Genomic DNA, 15,460 nt, shown 5'->3' on the forward strand with positions numbered 1-15,460 from the left:
GCCCTAACTAGTAATTAGATAGTTTCCGTATATCTACCGGAAATAATTTCCTAACCGATAATTCATTGAGCAGCATATGATTTTCCCTTCTGTATATCATCAACGATAGGCGACAATGATTGGTAACGACGCATTTGCTACCATTGAATCAAATTAGGCGATAGACAGCAACGGGTCAACGGACTTAGTCATAAATTCATCAAGCCCTAAAGCTTGAGATGCACCGGCAGGCGCGGTTCGCTTTGGATGTCGATCTGTACGGCGGTCAACAGCAACTGAAAACCCAGTACGATGGGCAACACCGCCAACATCACCGTTCCGGCGCTGGAAAATACTCCGGCTGCGCTGTTGTGGTACCACTGCCAGGCGCCGAAACCGCTGCCGGCCAACGACAAGACGCTCCCGGCCAGAAACATCACCGACGCCGCATTGAAACCGCGCAAAAAATAACTGTAAAACAATCGCTTGAAAAAACGGTTCAAATACAAACCGGAAAATTCCCAAACGACTCGCCGCACCGACAAATTGCTGATCTCGTCGGCGTACACCGCCTGCATCGGCACGTCTTCCACCACCGCCCGCATGATATTCAAACGAAACAGCAAATCGGATTCGAAAAAAAACCGTTTGGATAACTTGTCCAGCGGCAGTTCGGCGGCGATTTTGGCGTGCATGGCCACATAACCGTTGGTCGGGTCCATGACGCTCCAATAGCCGGTGGACATTTTGCTGACGAAGGACAATACGGTATTGCCGAATAAGCGCAGCTTGGGCATGCTCTCCAGATATTCCAGCTTGTAAAAACGGTTGCCCTTGCAATAATCGGCCCGGCGCAGCCGGATCGGTTCGACGAATTTGCCGATCAAGCCCGGATCCATTTGCCCGTCGCCGTCTATCTTGACGATGATGTCCGCTCCGTCCGCCAGCGCCGCCCGAATCCCGGTCACCACCGCCCCGCCTACCCCTTGGTTTTGTTCGTGCCGCAGCACCTTTATCCTGGGATCGATGCACACCTGCTCGACTCTGTCGCCGGTATGCTGCGGACAGGCATCGTCGACGACGTAGATTGCAGCCACTTGTACGTCGATGCGCCCCAACACCGACAACACGGCATCCCCGGTCCGGTAACAAGGAATAACGACTGCGATCCGCATTCAAGCACTCCCGATCACGATAATGCCGGCGACGATCAGCAGCGAACCGATCAGTAGTTGCAGATGCCACGCTTCGCCGAACAGATAATGCGCCGCCACCGGCACGATGACGAAAGCCAGAGCGGTGAACGGATATGCCCGGCTCAGCGGTACCTGGGTCAACACCCACACCCATGCCATCGTCGTCAGCGCATACAGCGCCAGCCCGGCCAGCAGATAAGCGTTAGTCAACGCCTGAATCAAACGTTCCCAAAATCCCGCACCGCTAATTTGCAGAGCACCTTGTTTGAACAGCACTTGCCCGGCGGCCAGGGCCAAAGTCACGCTCAAACACATCAAAGCGGCGGAAGCCTTCATGGCAGCCACTTGGCTTTTGCCGCGACCAGCAAGCGGGCCGCTCCCGCCGCGGCCAGTCCGTAGGCGATCGGATACACCGGAAACGCATAACGCGGCAGCGGCGCCAATACACTGTGCAGGGCCGTGAAATAAGCCAGCAAGGCGACGCAAACCAGCGCTGCCGGGTCATTGGCGCAAATACTAGGTCGCGCGCGCCAATCCGCCAGATACCCAACGCATGCCAATCCGCCCAAGGCAATCAACAACGGATGAATCGCCATCATCATGTTCAAGGTAAAGGCCGGCAACGGCTGTCGGGTATACACCGACGACGCCACCTCATAGACATAAGGGCCACCGGCCCCGGCCACTTCTTCCGCTTGCCAATACTGCCACGGCTTGCCGAACAGATACCAACTCGCGTAACGCCACGGCTGTTGCAAGGCCCGCGCCCAGATCACCGACGCCGCGTTGGCCAAACTTTTAGTCATCGCCTCGTATTGCGGGTCTTCCCGATACGGATAACCGCGTAATTCCGGGGTTTTGAAGGTCAAATCCGGGTAGCCGCCCAGCGCGAAAGCCGCCGCCGCCAGATTGACCTCGTCGGGTTGGCGATTGTCCGACTGCCAGATTTGCCAAGGCGCCCAGACCGAAACCAGCGCCACCAGGAGCGCCGCATGCCGTTTAACCTGCTGCTTCGACAGCAACGATGCCAAGCACAACAGCGGCGGAAACAACAAAATAGCCGGCCTGACCAAAGCCGCGCAGGCGAACATCGCTCCGCTCAGGGCGAACCAGAGCCAATGCCGTTTATCCCAGCCTAACAGGTAAACGGTCACCGACAAAACAATCAGAAAGCCGGACAGGGTTTCGGTCAGCACGTAGCCGCTGCCGATAATCAACTGCGGCGAAATTGCCACCCACAACGCGCCCAAAAATGCCGCCCAAACGTGGGTCAAGCGCAACACCAGATGAAAAGTCAGCAGTACGGTCAGACTGGATAGCAAGGCTTGAATCAACAGCACCGTGCTGTAAAACTGCGGAATCTCGCCGGTCAAACGCAACACGGCCGCCAAAAACAGGGGGTATCCCGGGGAAATATAAGTGGACGGAGTGAACGGGGCCTGTTCCGCCAACGAATAACTATGGTTGAAGGCCAAATTCAAGGCCAGACGCAGGTACTTGCCGGCGTCGGCCCGGAACGGGAAATCGATTTCCATCGAATACACGTAACTGATGCGTAAAATCAACGCGCACACGAACAGCAGAACGCTTATGGCGGCAGTGGGTACTTTATTCTCAGTCATAGTCATCGGGTTGAGCACGACGAACGAATTCGGTGCAGTTCGTTAAAAAAAGCCGCGAAGGCTTCGCGATTGTGGCTCTGCGGCTTGGTTGCCGCGCAAAACCTGAATAACTGTAGCCCAGTATTCGAACGACGTAATTCAGCCCCGATGACCAGCGGCAACGTTTGAAACCTCAGCGGCAGTTGGCCCGGCACCATGCTGCAAGGTTATGATGTCGGACGGGCCGATTGGGAGAACGACTATGTGTGGACGTTTCGATTTAACCGCAAATGCGCAAACCATCGTCGAACATTTCTTATTGCAGCGTACCCCGAAATACCAACCCAGCTACAACATCACGCCGGGCCGCAAAATATTGAACATCGTCCAGTTGGAGGACGGCTCGCGCAAATCGGTGAATCTGTTCTGGGGCTTGGTACCTTCGTGGGCCAAAGACAAGAAAAACAGCGGCCATTTGATCAATGCCCGCATGGAATCGGTACGGGAAAAACCCTCGTTTCGCGCTGCCTTCAGACACAGGCGCTGCCTGATACCGGCCACCGGATTCTACGAATGGCACCAACAGGACGCCGCCAAACAGGCTTACCACATCCACAAAGCGGACCACGGTGTATTGGCGTTCGCCGGCTTATGGGAACAATGGCAGCAACAAACCGAAACCCTGTATTCCTGCACCATCATCACCATGGCCGCCACGGGCTGTATGACCGAGATCCACCAACGCATGCCGGCCATCCTGAACCCCGCCGACTACGGTATCTGGCTGGATAAAGCCACCCCGCCGGATACCGCTTTCGCGTTATTGAACGCCGGCATCTACCCCGACCTGCAAGCCACCGCGGTAAGCAACTGGGTCAACAATCCGCAGCACGACGATCCGCGCTGTTTGCAGACGCAATCGGCCACTTGAGGTCGTATCGCTGGGGGGATAATTCGCTCATGCCTTAACCCATCGGTCGAACTAATCGGCCGCTCCGAACCCGCCCCCGCCCGGGGTTTCGATCAGGATGGCGTCGCCGGCCTCAACAGCAAGCTGCGCGCAAGCCGGCAGGATGTCTTCGCTGCCGTCCTTGTGCAACAAGCGGTTACGGCCGATTTGACCGGGACTGCCCCCAGCCAGGCCGAACGGCGGCAGGCGGCGATGGCTGGACAGGATGCCGACCGACATCGCTTGCAGAAATTCGATATGCCGGAGCGTGCCGCAGCCGCCACGATAGCGCCCGGCCCCGCCGCTGCCGTCGCGTACCGAGAATTCGTGCAACAACACCGGAAAACGTTGTTCCAGAATTTCCGGGTCGGTGATGCGCGAATTGGTCATGTGGGTATGCACCGCATCCGCCCCGGCAAAACCGTTGCCGGCCCCGGCTCCGCCGCAGATGGTCTCGTAATATTGGTAATCCCGGTTGCCGAACGTCAGATTGTTCATCGTGCCTTGCGAGCCGGCCAGCACCCCCAACGCGCCGTACAAGGCGTCCACCACGTATTGCGAGGTCTCGACGTTGCCGGCCACCACCGCGGCGGGGTAGCGCGGATTCAGCAAACAGCCCTCGGGGATAACGATGGTTAAGGGTTTCAAACAGCCGGCGTTGAGCGGAATGTCGTCTTGCAACAAGGTGCGGAACACGTACATCACCGCGGCTTGACACACTGCGGCGGGGGCATTGAAGTTGCCGTCCAGTTGCGGCGAGGTGCCGCTGAAATCGATTTCCGCTTGGCTGCGCCGCCGGTCCACCGTGATGCGCACCGCGATCCGCCCGCCTTGGTCCATGGGATATTCGAAATAGCCGTCCGCCAGACCGGGCAACAAACGGCGCACGCAAGCCTCGGCGTGATCTTGCACGTGCCGCATGTACGCGGCTACCACCGGCAAGGAATACTGTGCGACCAAGGCCAGTAATTCGTTGGCACCTTTGTGGTTGGCGGCGATTTGCGCCTGCAAATCGGCGATGTTTTGCTGCGGATTGCGAGCCGGATACGGGTGATCTTGCAGCCATTGCACAACCGCCCGCTCCAGAAACTGCCCGGCTTGCACGATTTTCAAGCCGGCGCTGAGCACGCCTTCTTCGCTGATGTGGCGACTGGCGGCCGGCATCGAGCCCGGGGAAATGCCGCCGACGTCGGCATGGTGACCGCGCGACGCAACCAGAAACAACAGCCGGTCGCCTGGTGGGTCGAATACCGGACTGACCACGGTAATATCCGGCAAATGCGTGCCGCCGGCGTAGGGCGAATTAAGCAAATAGGCGTCGCCCGCTTGCATGACCAGGTCGACCCGGGCCAACAGGGCGGCAACGGCGGCGCCCATCGAACCCAAGTGCACCGGGATATGCGGCGCGTTGGCAATCAATTGCCCGGTGGGGTCGAACACGGCACAGGAAAAATCCAGCCGCTCCTTGATGTTGACCGAATGCGCGGTGTTTTGCAGCACAAAGCCCATTTGTTCGGCGACCGAGACAAAGCGCTTGTTGAAAATTTCCAGCCAAACCGGGTCCGCAGCCGCGCCGGGCATCGCCGCCTCGATGCCGATTTCGCGGCGCTGCAACAACAAATCGGCATTTGCCGCGACTTGCGCTTGCCAACCGGGCTCGACCACTATGGTAGAGGTCGATTCCAGCACGATGGCCGGGCCGTCCAGCACCGCTCCGCTCGGCAAGGCTTCCCGCCGGTAAATCGGCGTTTCCCGCCAGGCGCCGCGGCTGAACATGCGGTCGATCCTTTCGGCGCGCACCGGTCCGGCGGCAGCCTGAAAGCCGCAATCCAGGTCCGGCGCGTCGCCGGCGCTGCATTCCAGATACACAGCCGACAACAGCAGCGGCCGGTCCGCGTAGCAAAAACCGAATTGCTGCCGATAGGCGGCCGCGAAACGCTCGGTCAGCTGGCCCGGTTGGTCGGCGTCCAGTGCCAGCGAGGTATCCGTGCCTTGATAGCGCACGACCAATTGGCGGCGGCTGCGAATCGTCGGCGCGGCTACACCTTGCGCGCTCAATTCCGCGGCCGCTTGCGCCAGTAGTTCGCCCCACCATTCGTCAAGCTCGGCGGCGCTGACGCCGTCCAAATGCCGCTCCACACCACGTTGCCGCAACACCCGAAATTGCGCCAAGCCCATGCCGTAAGCCGACAACACCCCCGCCAAAGGATGCAGCAACACTGTGCGCATGCCCAATTGCTCGGCCAGCAGACAAGCGTGTTGAGCGCCGGCCGCCCCGTAGCAGCACAAGGCGTAGTCGGCCAAGTGGTAACCTTTTTGTACCGAGATTTGCTTGATCGCTTCGGCCATGTTTTCGATCGCGACCGCCAAAAAACCGGCGGCGACTTGTTCCGGGCTGCGCGGCTCGCCGCAGGCCTGGCCTATGCGCTGCGCCAGCTCGGCAAATAGGACGCGCACCCGCTGCAGGTCCGGTCCTTGATCGCCGCGCGGGCCGAATACGGCCGGAAAACCCGGTAATTTGCCCAGTAGCAAATTGGCGTCGGTCACGGTCAGCGGTCCGCCGCGCCGATAACAGGCCGGACCGGGATCGGCACCGGCCGAATCAGGCCCAACCCGGTAGCGGAAGCCGTCGAAATGCAAGACCGAGCCGCCGCCGGCCGCCACGGTGTGGATCGCCATCATCGGCGTGCGAATTCTGACCCCGGCCACTTCGGTGTCGAAACTGCGCTCCAACTCGCCGGCGTAATGTGCGACGTCGGTCGAGGTTCCGCCCATGTCGAACGCGATGATTTTAGCCAGCCCGGCCCGTTCCGCCACCGCCGCCGCCCCGACGATGCCGCCGGCCGGCCCGGACAAAATACAGTCCTTGCCTTGAAATAAATCGGCTGCAACCAAGCCGCCGTTGGATTGCATGAACAACAAACGGCTGGAACGGCCGCCGTTGGTCAAGCCGCTGGTCACTTGCTCGACGTAGCGGCGCAAAATCGGCGACAGGTAAGCGTCGACCACAGCGGTATCGGCCCGGCCGACCAGTCTGGGCAGCGGGCTGACCCGATGAGACAGGGAAATTTGGCGGTAACCGATTTCGGCGGCGAGTTCGGCCAGTTGCACTTCGTGCGACGGATAGCGCCATGCGTGCATCAGGGCGATTGCGACGGCCCGATAGCCCTGCGCGAATAACTCGGCTAACTGCCGGCGCGCCCGAGCCGAATCGAAGGGGCGTATTTCCCGGCCGTCGGCGCCGATTCTGGCGCCGATTTCCACTACGGCGCGATACAGTTGCTCCGGCCGGCGGATGTGCAGCGCGAATATGTCCGGCCGGTTTTGGTAGCCGATGCGCAAACAATCCTTAAAACCCTGGTTCACCACCAGAACCAAGGGCTCGCCTTTGCGCTCCAGCAAGGCGTTGGTACCGACCGTGGTACCCATTTTCACGCTGCCGATATGCGGGGCCAATGCGGCGCTCGGCGGCAGCTGCAAAATGTCGCGTATGCCTTGCAAGGCCGCGTCTCGATAACGCTCGGGATTTTCGGACAACAATTTGCGGCAGAGCAAGCGCCCGTCCGGCGCGCGCGCGACGATGTCGGTAAAAGTGCCGCCTCTGTCGATCCAGAACTGCCAACCCGACATTGTTCCGCCCGAACCTAGGCTCGCGCGCCAAAACCCTAGCGCACTTGGTCGTTTATCACCACCGTAACCGCATTGCGCTGCTCGCCCTTGACGGCAACGCTGCCGATAGGCTCGCCGGCCTGCGGCATGGCATTGCCGCTACGGCTGACGCGGGCGGTAACCTGCAAATCCTCGAACGTCGACACCGTCATGTTGGGCATCATCGCCATACTGTCGTCCAAGGTAATTTTCAGCGGCAAATCCTTGACTTGCCGCTTGACCGCGGCCAGCGGCATTTTCGGTCCGTTGGCGGCCTTGACGTAAATCATCACGCTGTCGCCATCGTTGACCAAGGGCTGGTAACGCGGATCCAGGCTGACTTCGACGTTGACGCTGCTGCCGGCCTTGGCGGCAACAGCGGCGGTTGGTGCGGCCGGAGCCGGCGTCGCGCCGATTTCCGCTTCGCGTCCGGCCCGCTTCAACGCGGTATCTATTAGTTGCTGTACTTCCTGATAATCTTTATCGCCGGGCTGATAGCGTTGCTGCAGTTTGCGCCAAATCGCGATAGCCGGGTCGTACCGGCCGGCTTCGGCCTTACTCAGGCCAAGCAACCACATGCCCATCTCGTTATCGGGTTTCAGCTGCAAGGCGCGTTCGATCAACTGATTAGGCTCGCCCTGCAAGCTGCCGTTATTGGTCATCGCCGCGGCGTCGGCCAATTGCAACATCAAATCGGGGTTATCCGGCTGCAAGGCCAAGGCTTTACGCAATGCGCCCACTGCGTCCGGGTAGCGCTTCATCGCTTTGTACGAACGGCCCAACATGATCCAGCCTTGCAAATCGTTCGGCTGCTTCTCCAAACGCTGCGCCAGGCCGTTGACCATTTGCTCGATTTGTTCCTCGCGGCTGAGCTCGGTTTGCACCGGCCGGGCCGCGTTCGGGTCGAAGGCGCGAAAATCGCCCAATTGCGCGTACAGCGCCAACGCGGCGACCGGTACGGCAAATGCCAGAGGCAGCGCCAACCAACGTCCGTTGCCGCCCGGTTGAGCCAGCGAACCGCCGTCGTGTAGGTCGTGGAACAAGCCCACTTCCAATTCGTGCTTGGCGGTGGAGAACTGGATTTGGCTGATATTGCCGGCCGCCAATTCGGCCTTCAGTTCCTTCAACTTGGTTTGCGCCAACTGAATGTTGGTTTCGTCGTCGGTCTGACGCACCACGGTTTTACTCAGCAACATCGGCACGACAATGAAACCCAAGGCCATCAACAGCAAAATCAGCGCATACAATCCAAATTCGAACATGGCTTACTCTTTATCCAATAAATTGCGGATTTCCGCTAGATCGTGTTCCTTGACGTCTTGCACCGACTGGCGACCGCCGCGCAATACCCGCCAAAATGCGAACAAACCCAGCAACACCGCCAGCAGCGGCCCCAGCCACAGCAACAGGGTTTTGAATTTGAACGGCGGCCGGTACAGCACGAAATCGCCGTAACGGTCGGTCATATAGCCGATGATTTCCTGGTCGCTTTGACCTTTGTTCAACAGCTCGTACACCTTGTCCCGCAAGTCTTGCGCCAGCTCCGCGTGCGAATCGGCGATGTTCTGGTTTTGGCACACCAAACAACGCAATTGTTCGGTCAGGTTTTGGTAACGCTGCTCCAATAAAGGATCCTGAAATTCAAACACCTTGGTTTCGGCCGCGGCGGCCGAAACCACCAGCACCAAGATTAAGCCTAAACGTTTCATTGGCCGGTCTCCGCGTTCAATTGCTGTATCAACGGTATCAAGCGCTGTTGCAAGGACGGCATGTCCACCGGTCCGATGTGCTTATGCCGTACCACGCCTTTTTTGTCGATGACGAAAGTTTCCGGCACCCCGTATACGCCCCAGTCCAGGCCGACTTTGCCTTCGCGGTCCATCACGCTCAAGTGGTAAGGATTGCCCAACTTGGCCAGCCATTGGCGGGCGTCGGTCGGCTCGTCTTTGTAGTTAAGGCCTACGATGGGCAGCAAGCCGGTTTTGGCGAATTCGTTCAATACCGCATGCTCCTCCCGGCAGGATACGCACCAGGACGCCCAGACGTTCAACAGCCAGACTTTGCCCAACATGTCGGCCGGCTTGAAACTTTGCCCGGGCTGATGCAGTTGCGCTACCTCGAACGCCGGGGCCGGCTTGCCGATCAGCGGCGAAGGCACTTCGCGCGGATTCAAACTCAGACCTATGCCTAAAAACACCACCAACACCGCAAAGATGGCCAACGGCAACCAATTTCGCATTTATCCCCCTTTATGCCCGGCTAGGTAATGCGGCGCCGGCCGCTTTACTGCGTTTCACCCGCGCTTCGTTGCGGTAGCGTTTGTCCATCACCGCCAACAAGCCGCCGCCGGCCATAAACAAGCCGCCCAGCCAAATCCAGCGCACGAACGGTTTGTAATACACCCGCACCGCCCAAGCGCCGTCTTTGCCCAAAGGCTCGCCCAAGGCCACGAACAAATCGCGGCTCAAGCCTACGTCGATTCCGGCTTCGGTCATCGGCATGCCTTGGGCGCGGTAAACCCGTTTTTGCGGATACAATTCGGCCACACTTTCGCCCTCTCGGCTGACGCTGACGTGGCCTTGGCTGGCGTCGTAGTTGACCCCGGCGGTTTTCTTGACCCCGTGGAACAAAAAGTCGAAGCCGGCCAAGTGCAACGTTTCGCCCGGCGCCAAACGCACGTCTTTTTCTTGCGAATAAATCGAGGTCAAGCTGATGCCGACGATGAACACGGCAATGCCGAAATGGGCGACGGTCATCGCCCAGATGCTCAGGGAAATGTCGCGCAAGGCCTGCCATTTATCGTCTTTGCTGCGCAAGCGCAAATGGATGCCGTACACCGCAGTGGCCGCCACCCATACCGCCAAGGTCAAGGCGATTAAAGCCCCCCAGCTGAATGCCTGCGGCAATAAGGCCAGCAGCACGCCGGCCACCAAGCTGCATAGCAAAGGCCAACGCAGCAATTCGTACAAGCGCGGCAGGTTGTCCTGCCGCCAGCGCATCAACGAACCGACCCCGACCAAGGCCGCCAGCGGCGCGGTCAGCGGGATGAATACGCTATTGAAATACGGCGGTCCGACCGAAATTTTGCCCAGGCCCAGGGCATCTATGATCAAGGGGTATAAAGTGCCCAGCAAAATGGTCACCGCCGCCGATACCAGCAACACATTGTTGACCAACAGCATGGCATCGCGCGACAGTAGTTCGAAGCTGGTTTCGCTATGAATTTGCGGGCCGCGCAAGGCAAACAGCAGCAAGGAGCCGCCGACCACCACGCCCAGAAACGCCAGTACGAATATCCCGCGGGTCGGATCGGCCGCGAAGGCATGTACCGAGGTCAACACCCCGGAACGGACCAAAAAGGTACCGAGCAGGCTCAACGAAAAAGCGAATACCGCCAACAAGATGGTCCAGTTCTTGAACAAGCCGCGTTTTTCGGTTACCGCCAAGGAATGCACCAGCGCGGTACCGACCAGCCACGGCATGAAAGACGCGTTTTCCACCGGATCCCAAAACCACCAGCCGCCCCAGCCCAGTTCGTAATAGGCCCACCAGCTGCCCAAGGTAATGCCCAAGGTCAAAAACAGCCAGGCGGTGGTAGTCCAGGGCCGGGTCCAGCGCGCCCAGGCGGTATCCAGCTTGCCGTTCATCAGCGCGGCGATGGCAAACGCGAACGCCACCGAAAAGCCGACGTAGCCCATGTACAACATCGGCGGATGGATGGCCATGCCGGGGTCTTGCAGCAAGGGGTTCAAGTCGCGGCCTTCGGGAGGAATCGGGAACACACGCAAGAACGGATTGGACGTCAGCAGAATGAACAGCAGGAAACCCACCGCCACCCCGCCCATCACCGACAGTACCCGCGCGGTCAAATCGATGGGCAAGCTTTTGCTCAACAAGGCCACCGCCATGGTCCACAGCGACAGGATCAGGATCCACAGCAGCAGCGAACCTTCGTGCGAGCCCCAGACGCCGGAAATCAGATACATGTAAGGCAACTGGGAGTTGGAGTTTTCCGCCACGTAGGCGACGGAGAAATCGTGGGTAATGAAGGCGTGGGTCAAGCAGAAATAGGCGATGAATACAAACAGAAATTGGCCTACCGCCAGCGGCCTGGCCAAGGCTATCCAGGCACCGACGCCGCGCTTGACGCCAACCAAAGGCACCACGGCCAGCACCGTAGCCAGCACCAAACCTAAAATCAGGGAAAAATGTCCGACTTCCGGGGTAATCATGGCTGCACCTCTTGCGGTTTGGCGGCGACTTTCAGGCTTCCCGCCACTTCCGGCGGCATGTAATTCTCGTCGTGCTTGGCCAACACTTCCTGGGCGACGAACACCCCGGCAGGGTTGAGTTTGCCGTTGGCGACTATGCCCTGACCTTCGCGGAACAAATCCGGCAATATCCCGGTGTATTCCACCGGCACTTCCTTGGCCATGTCGGTCAATACGAATTTAACCGTCAAGCCGTCGCCGGGACGCTGCACGCTACCCTTGACCACCATGCCGCCCAGGCGGAACAAATGGTCTTGCGGGGCTTTGCCGTCCACCACTTCGGTCGGCGAAAAAAAGAACATCAGATTCTCGTTGAAGGCACGCAAGCCGAACCAGGCTGCGGTACCGACACCGGCAATCATCAGAAAAATCAAACCCAGCCGATTACGGCGGTGCGGTTTCATATTGATCATGACGGAGACCTCTTAGTCATGCGCTGCCGCTTGAGCAGCAAACCGCGCACTATTTGTTTGTGTTGCCGTAAAGGCTTCAACACCCCGAACAACAGCACCGCCGCAGCGATGCCGTAGGACGTCCACACGTAAAAGGCGTAACCGCCCATGTACAGAAATTCGCTCATCGTTGTTCCAATATTTCGTCCACCCAGCGGTTGCTCTGCTCGCGCAACAGCAACTCGTTGCGGCAGCGTATCAATAACGCAATGGCGTAATAGACTTTGAAAGCCACGGCCATAGCCAAAAGCGGAATCAACATGTCGACGTGAATGGACGGTTTGTCGAATTTGGTCACGGTCGGCCCTTGATGCAAGGTATTCCACCATTCCACCGAATAGTGAATGATGGGGATGTTGACGACGCCGACCAAGGCCAGAATCGCCACCGCGCGGGACGCGGCCCGTTTGTCTTCGATAGCGCCGTACAAGCCTATCACGCCCAAGTACAAAAACAGCAGGATCAACTCCGAGGTCAGCCGGGCGTCCCACACCCACCAAGCGCCCCACATCGGCTTGCCCCACAAAGAGCCGGTCGCCAAGGCCAAAAACGTAAAACCGGCGCCTATCGGCGCGCTGCTGATCGCCACGATTTCCGCCAGCTTGATCCGCCAAACCAAGGCAATCGCGCCGCTGACCGCCATCACCATGTAAATGAACAAGGACATCCAGGCCGCCGGCACGTGTACGTAAATGATGCGAAAGCTATCGCCCTGTTGGTAATCCGCCGGCGCCAACACCAAACCGCCGTACAGGCCGTAAGCCAACAATCCCAGCAATAACGCGCTCAGCCACGGCAGCATCCGGCCGCTAATAGCGTAGAAATAAGGCGGGGAAGAGAATTTATGCAAAAATCGCATGATCATAAAATTCGACCGATGGTTTTTTATCAATTAAGAATCGCTGACGGCTAAGCCAAACTCATTTTCAACGCGGCGGCAGTTGGCCACGGGGTCAATGTCAAGGCCCCGACCAACAACGCGGCCATCATGTACAGCTGACCGCTGACCGGAAATCCGGCCATTGCCGCATCTACCGCACCGCTGGCGAAAATCAGCACCGGCACGTACAAGGGCAATACCAATATCGCCAATAGTACCCCGCCTTTGCGCAAGCCGACCGTCAGGGCAACGGCAATCGCGCCGATCAGGCTCAACACCGGCGTTCCCAGCAACAAGGTAAACAACAAAATGCCGATCACGTCGCCCTGCAATCCGAACATCACCGCCAACAACGGCGCCATTAGCGACAACGGCGCCCCGGACAACAGCCAATGCGCGGTTACCTTGGCCAGCACCAGCAGCGACAAGGGATGCGGAGTCATCACCAATAACTCCAAGCTGCCGTCTTCGAAATCCGATTTGAACAAGGTATCCAGAGACAGTAGCGACGCCAACAAGGCCGCCACCCAAATCACTCCGGGGGCAATGCGTTTCAGCAAAGCCATTTCGGCGCCGACACCCAACGGGAACAGCGTCACTACCAATACAAAGAATGCCAAAGGGTTCAACAACTCGGCCCGATGCCGGTAAGCCAATAATAAATCGCGGTGCACTACCGCCGAAAAAGCCGCGAAACTGGAAACGGTATTCATGATTGCAGTTCGATGGTTTGCAGCATACTGGCCGGCAACGCTACGTCGTGATGCGAAGTCAACACCGCGATGCCGCCTTGCTGCGCGTGCTGTTCGATGTAGCCCTCGAACAAGCGGATACTAGCTCTATCCAACGACGTAAAAGGTTCGTCCAAAATCCACAGACGTTTGCGGGTACACAGCAAGCGGGCCAAGGCCAAACGCCGGCGCTGACCGGCGGATAAATAGCGCAACGGCGTGTCCTGATAACCCTGTAAACCCACTTTGGCCAGACTATCGTCTATGCCTAAAGTCGGCACCGCCAGTTTTTGTGCAAAGCGCAAATTCTCGGTCACGCTCAAATCTTCTTTATTGCCGTTCATATGCCCGACATAGGCCACGTCTTGATAAAACTGCGCCGCAAGTTGCAACACATCCACGCCTTCCCACAGCAATTCGCCGTCGTCGGGCGCACGCAAACCGGTCAAAATTCGCAACAGCGAGGTTTTGCCGCTGCCGTTCGGACCTTCGATCAATAAAACCTGACCGGCGCCGACGCTAAAATTCAGTTCGGAAAACAACACGCGCTCGTCGCGCACGCAGGCTAAATCGCGCGCTTCGAGCAAGGGAATGGACGTCATTGAAACTACGAAAAATGGATTGCGACAAACCGGCGAAAACCCTTGGGCCACCCGCTAAAAGTCCGGCATTGTACTGCAAATACCGCTTGTTACGGGAATTAAGCCCGGTTGGCCTGTTATTACTTGCCTGCCTCGGCCGGCTGGCTTTTACCGCCCGAAATTTTGTCGATTTTGGCTTGGCTCTTCAATTGTTCGACGTGTTTTTGAAATTTTTCCATGCGCAAAAACGCCAACAATCGGTCTTTAATGGATTCAAACGGCGGAAACTCTTGTTGTTTGGAATCTTCCCGCAATATCACATGCCAGCCGAACTGGCTTTTAACCGGCTGCGCGCTGGTTTCGCCATTCTTGAGCTGTTCGACGGCCGCAGAAAATTCCGGCACCGTTTCTCCGGGCGAAATCCAGCCCAAATCGCCGCCGCTTTCCTGACTGCCCTTATCGGTGGACAGTTTTTTGGCCAATTTTTCGAAACTTTCGCCTTTGTTCAGCTTGCCGATAGCGGCCTGGGCGGCTTTTTCGCTATCCAGCAAGATGTGCCTGACCTTGTATTGCATCGGCGCGTCGGTTTCGCGCTTCTTCTGCTCGTAGGCTTGGCGCAGCTCGTCGTCGCTGATGTTGACCGATTTTACGAAATACTCGGACGCCACCTGCGAATAAGCAACGCGCAAAGCGCTGTCCAATTTGTCCCGTAACTCCGGGTCGGCAGGCAAGGGTTGGCTCACGAATTCTTGGCGTATCAACTCCCGGCCGATTTGCTCTTCCAATAATTTGGCTTCGACTTCGGGACCGGAGCCGTTGCGATGACCCGCCGGGCTTAAACCGGATTTAGCGATGCCGCAGCCGTTAACGATTGCCGCATAACGTTCGGGATTGGCCGACGTCGCCAGACAAGCACCGCCGGCTTTGCCGTCTTCGGAAGCGACCTTGTGAGTATCGCTGGCGCAAGCCGCTAAAGCCACGCTCGCGGCGACGAGTAACGACCGCTGAATTTTTGCTGTAGTCATGAAATTTCAATGTAAGTAATAGGCGGAAAAGAAAAACGTCCTGTAGAACCGGCGACGTGCTCGGGTAATTTAAGCACGGATCGCGCCAGTATAAACTCCTTTTTTGTTTCAAAGCATTATCAAACCGGGCGACACAACAGCCCCGCT

At 58.2% G+C, this 15,460-nt stretch carries 15 protein-coding genes; 1 reads left to right on the forward strand and 14 read right to left on the reverse strand.

Annotated features, from left to right (window positions below; all coding sequences use genetic code 11):
* Window positions 1–206: 206 nt before the first annotated feature.
* Genes F1E05_RS16850 through F1E05_RS16860 form a run of 3 tightly spaced genes read right to left on the reverse strand, consistent with a single transcriptional unit; the run spans window position 207 to window position 2,797 of the window.
* Window positions 207–1,154, reverse strand: a complete 948-nt coding sequence (locus F1E05_RS16850; protein WP_150050505.1) for a glycosyltransferase — start codon at window positions 1,152–1,154, stop codon at window positions 207–209.
* The gene (locus F1E05_RS16855) at window positions 1,155–1,511 is read right to left on the reverse strand and encodes an EamA family transporter (protein WP_150050507.1); all 357 of its coding nucleotides are present in this window, start codon (window positions 1,509–1,511) and stop codon (window positions 1,155–1,157) included.
* A complete protein-coding gene (locus F1E05_RS16860) occupies window positions 1,508–2,797 on the reverse strand; it encodes a glycosyltransferase family 39 protein (protein WP_190303176.1) in 1,290 nt (429 codons plus the stop codon). Before F1E05_RS16860 ends, F1E05_RS16855 begins: the two co-directional genes overlap by 4 nt.
* Before the next feature lie 241 nt (window positions 2,798–3,038).
* Between F1E05_RS16860 and F1E05_RS16865 the strand changes: the two genes are divergently transcribed.
* Entirely contained in the window at window positions 3,039–3,707 is a 669-nt protein-coding gene (locus tag F1E05_RS16865) for an SOS response-associated peptidase (protein WP_150050511.1), read from the forward strand.
* Between the two features lie 51 nt (window positions 3,708–3,758).
* Here the strand turns inward: F1E05_RS16865 and F1E05_RS16870 are convergent, their stop codons facing one another.
* The 11 genes from F1E05_RS16870 to F1E05_RS16920 form a co-directional block, all read right to left on the reverse strand.
* Window positions 3,759–7,355, reverse strand: coding sequence for a hydantoinase B/oxoprolinase family protein (locus tag F1E05_RS16870; RefSeq protein WP_150050513.1), 3,597 nt, complete (start codon window positions 7,353–7,355; stop codon window positions 3,759–3,761).
* Window positions 7,356–7,390: 35 nt separating this feature from the next.
* Window positions 7,391–8,635 (reverse strand): c-type cytochrome biogenesis protein CcmI, encoded by a 1,245-nt coding sequence (gene ccmI / locus F1E05_RS16875; protein WP_150050515.1) that lies wholly within the window; start codon window positions 8,633–8,635, stop codon window positions 7,391–7,393.
* A 3-nt stretch (window positions 8,636–8,638) separates the two neighbouring features.
* On the reverse strand, window positions 8,639–9,082 hold the full coding sequence (locus tag F1E05_RS16880) for a cytochrome c-type biogenesis protein (RefSeq protein WP_150050517.1): 444 nt from the start codon (window positions 9,080–9,082) through the stop codon (window positions 8,639–8,641).
* Window positions 9,079–9,612, reverse strand: coding sequence for a DsbE family thiol:disulfide interchange protein (locus F1E05_RS16885; RefSeq protein WP_150050519.1), 534 nt, complete (start codon window positions 9,610–9,612; stop codon window positions 9,079–9,081). The genes F1E05_RS16880 and F1E05_RS16885 overlap by 4 nt, the downstream gene beginning before the upstream one ends.
* 10 nt (window positions 9,613–9,622) lie before the next feature.
* Window positions 9,623–11,602, reverse strand: coding sequence for a heme lyase CcmF/NrfE family subunit (locus F1E05_RS16890; RefSeq protein ID WP_150052055.1), 1,980 nt, complete (start codon window positions 11,600–11,602; stop codon window positions 9,623–9,625).
* Window positions 11,602–12,048 (reverse strand): cytochrome c maturation protein CcmE, encoded by a 447-nt coding sequence (gene ccmE, locus F1E05_RS16895; protein WP_150052057.1) that lies wholly within the window; start codon window positions 12,046–12,048, stop codon window positions 11,602–11,604. Before ccmE ends, F1E05_RS16890 begins: the two co-directional genes overlap by 1 nt.
* Window positions 12,049–12,053: 5 nt before the next feature.
* Window positions 12,054–12,224, reverse strand: a complete 171-nt coding sequence (gene ccmD, locus F1E05_RS16900) for a heme exporter protein CcmD (protein ID WP_150050521.1) — start codon at window positions 12,222–12,224, stop codon at window positions 12,054–12,056.
* The gene (locus tag F1E05_RS16905) at window positions 12,221–12,961 is read right to left on the reverse strand and encodes a heme ABC transporter permease (RefSeq protein ID WP_269473490.1); all 741 of its coding nucleotides are present in this window, start codon (window positions 12,959–12,961) and stop codon (window positions 12,221–12,223) included. Before F1E05_RS16905 ends, ccmD begins: the two co-directional genes overlap by 4 nt.
* 44 nt (window positions 12,962–13,005) lie before the next feature.
* The gene (ccmB, locus tag F1E05_RS16910) at window positions 13,006–13,689 is read right to left on the reverse strand and encodes a heme exporter protein CcmB (RefSeq protein WP_150050523.1); all 684 of its coding nucleotides are present in this window, start codon (window positions 13,687–13,689) and stop codon (window positions 13,006–13,008) included.
* Window positions 13,686–14,309, reverse strand: a complete 624-nt coding sequence (gene ccmA, locus F1E05_RS16915) for a cytochrome c biogenesis heme-transporting ATPase CcmA (RefSeq protein WP_150050525.1) — start codon at window positions 14,307–14,309, stop codon at window positions 13,686–13,688. Before ccmA ends, ccmB begins: the two co-directional genes overlap by 4 nt.
* 119 nt (window positions 14,310–14,428) lie before the next feature.
* A complete protein-coding gene (locus F1E05_RS16920) occupies window positions 14,429–15,313 on the reverse strand; it encodes a peptidylprolyl isomerase (protein ID WP_150050527.1) in 885 nt (294 codons plus the stop codon).
* Window positions 15,314–15,460 lie beyond the last annotated feature (147 nt).

Origin of the sequence: Methylomonas rhizoryzae (assembly GCF_008632455.1) — a bacterium.
Classification (GTDB): Bacteria; Pseudomonadota; Gammaproteobacteria; order Methylococcales; family Methylomonadaceae; genus Methylomonas; species Methylomonas rhizoryzae.

What these genes read in the sequence shown, in the direction of transcription:
- ccmA (WP_150050525.1), bottom strand. Translation starts at nt 14,309, where the DNA reads ATGACGTCCATTCCCTTGCTCGAAGCGCGCGATTTAGCCTGCGTGCGC.
- ccmD (WP_150050521.1), bottom strand. Translation starts at nt 12,224, where the DNA reads ATGAGCGAATTTCTGTACATGGGCGGTTACGCCTTTTACGTGTGGACG.
- F1E05_RS16885 (WP_150050519.1), bottom strand. Translation starts at nt 9,612, where the DNA reads ATGCGAAATTGGTTGCCGTTGGCCATCTTTGCGGTGTTGGTGGTGTTT.
- F1E05_RS16855 (WP_150050507.1), bottom strand. Translation starts at nt 1,511, where the DNA reads ATGAAGGCTTCCGCCGCTTTGATGTGTTTGAGCGTGACTTTGGCCCTG.
- F1E05_RS16880 (WP_150050517.1), bottom strand. Translation starts at nt 9,082, where the DNA reads ATGAAACGTTTAGGCTTAATCTTGGTGCTGGTGGTTTCGGCCGCCGCG.
- ccmB (WP_150050523.1), bottom strand. Translation starts at nt 13,689, where the DNA reads ATGAATACCGTTTCCAGTTTCGCGGCTTTTTCGGCGGTAGTGCACCGC.
- F1E05_RS16860 (WP_190303176.1), bottom strand. Translation starts at nt 2,797, where the DNA reads ATGACTGAGAATAAAGTACCCACTGCCGCCATAAGCGTTCTGCTGTTC.
- ccmE (WP_150052057.1), bottom strand. Translation starts at nt 12,048, where the DNA reads ATGAAACCGCACCGCCGTAATCGGCTGGGTTTGATTTTTCTGATGATT.
- F1E05_RS16850 (WP_150050505.1), bottom strand. Translation starts at nt 1,154, where the DNA reads ATGCGGATCGCAGTCGTTATTCCTTGTTACCGGACCGGGGATGCCGTG.
- F1E05_RS16905 (WP_269473490.1), bottom strand. Translation starts at nt 12,961, where the DNA reads ATGATCATGCGATTTTTGCATAAATTCTCTTCCCCGCCTTATTTCTAC.
- ccmI (WP_150050515.1), bottom strand. Translation starts at nt 8,635, where the DNA reads ATGTTCGAATTTGGATTGTATGCGCTGATTTTGCTGTTGATGGCCTTG.
- F1E05_RS16870 (WP_150050513.1), bottom strand. Translation starts at nt 7,355, where the DNA reads ATGTCGGGTTGGCAGTTCTGGATCGACAGAGGCGGCACTTTTACCGAC.
- F1E05_RS16865 (WP_150050511.1), top strand. Translation starts at nt 3,039, where the DNA reads ATGTGTGGACGTTTCGATTTAACCGCAAATGCGCAAACCATCGTCGAA.
- F1E05_RS16920 (WP_150050527.1), bottom strand. Translation starts at nt 15,313, where the DNA reads ATGACTACAGCAAAAATTCAGCGGTCGTTACTCGTCGCCGCGAGCGTG.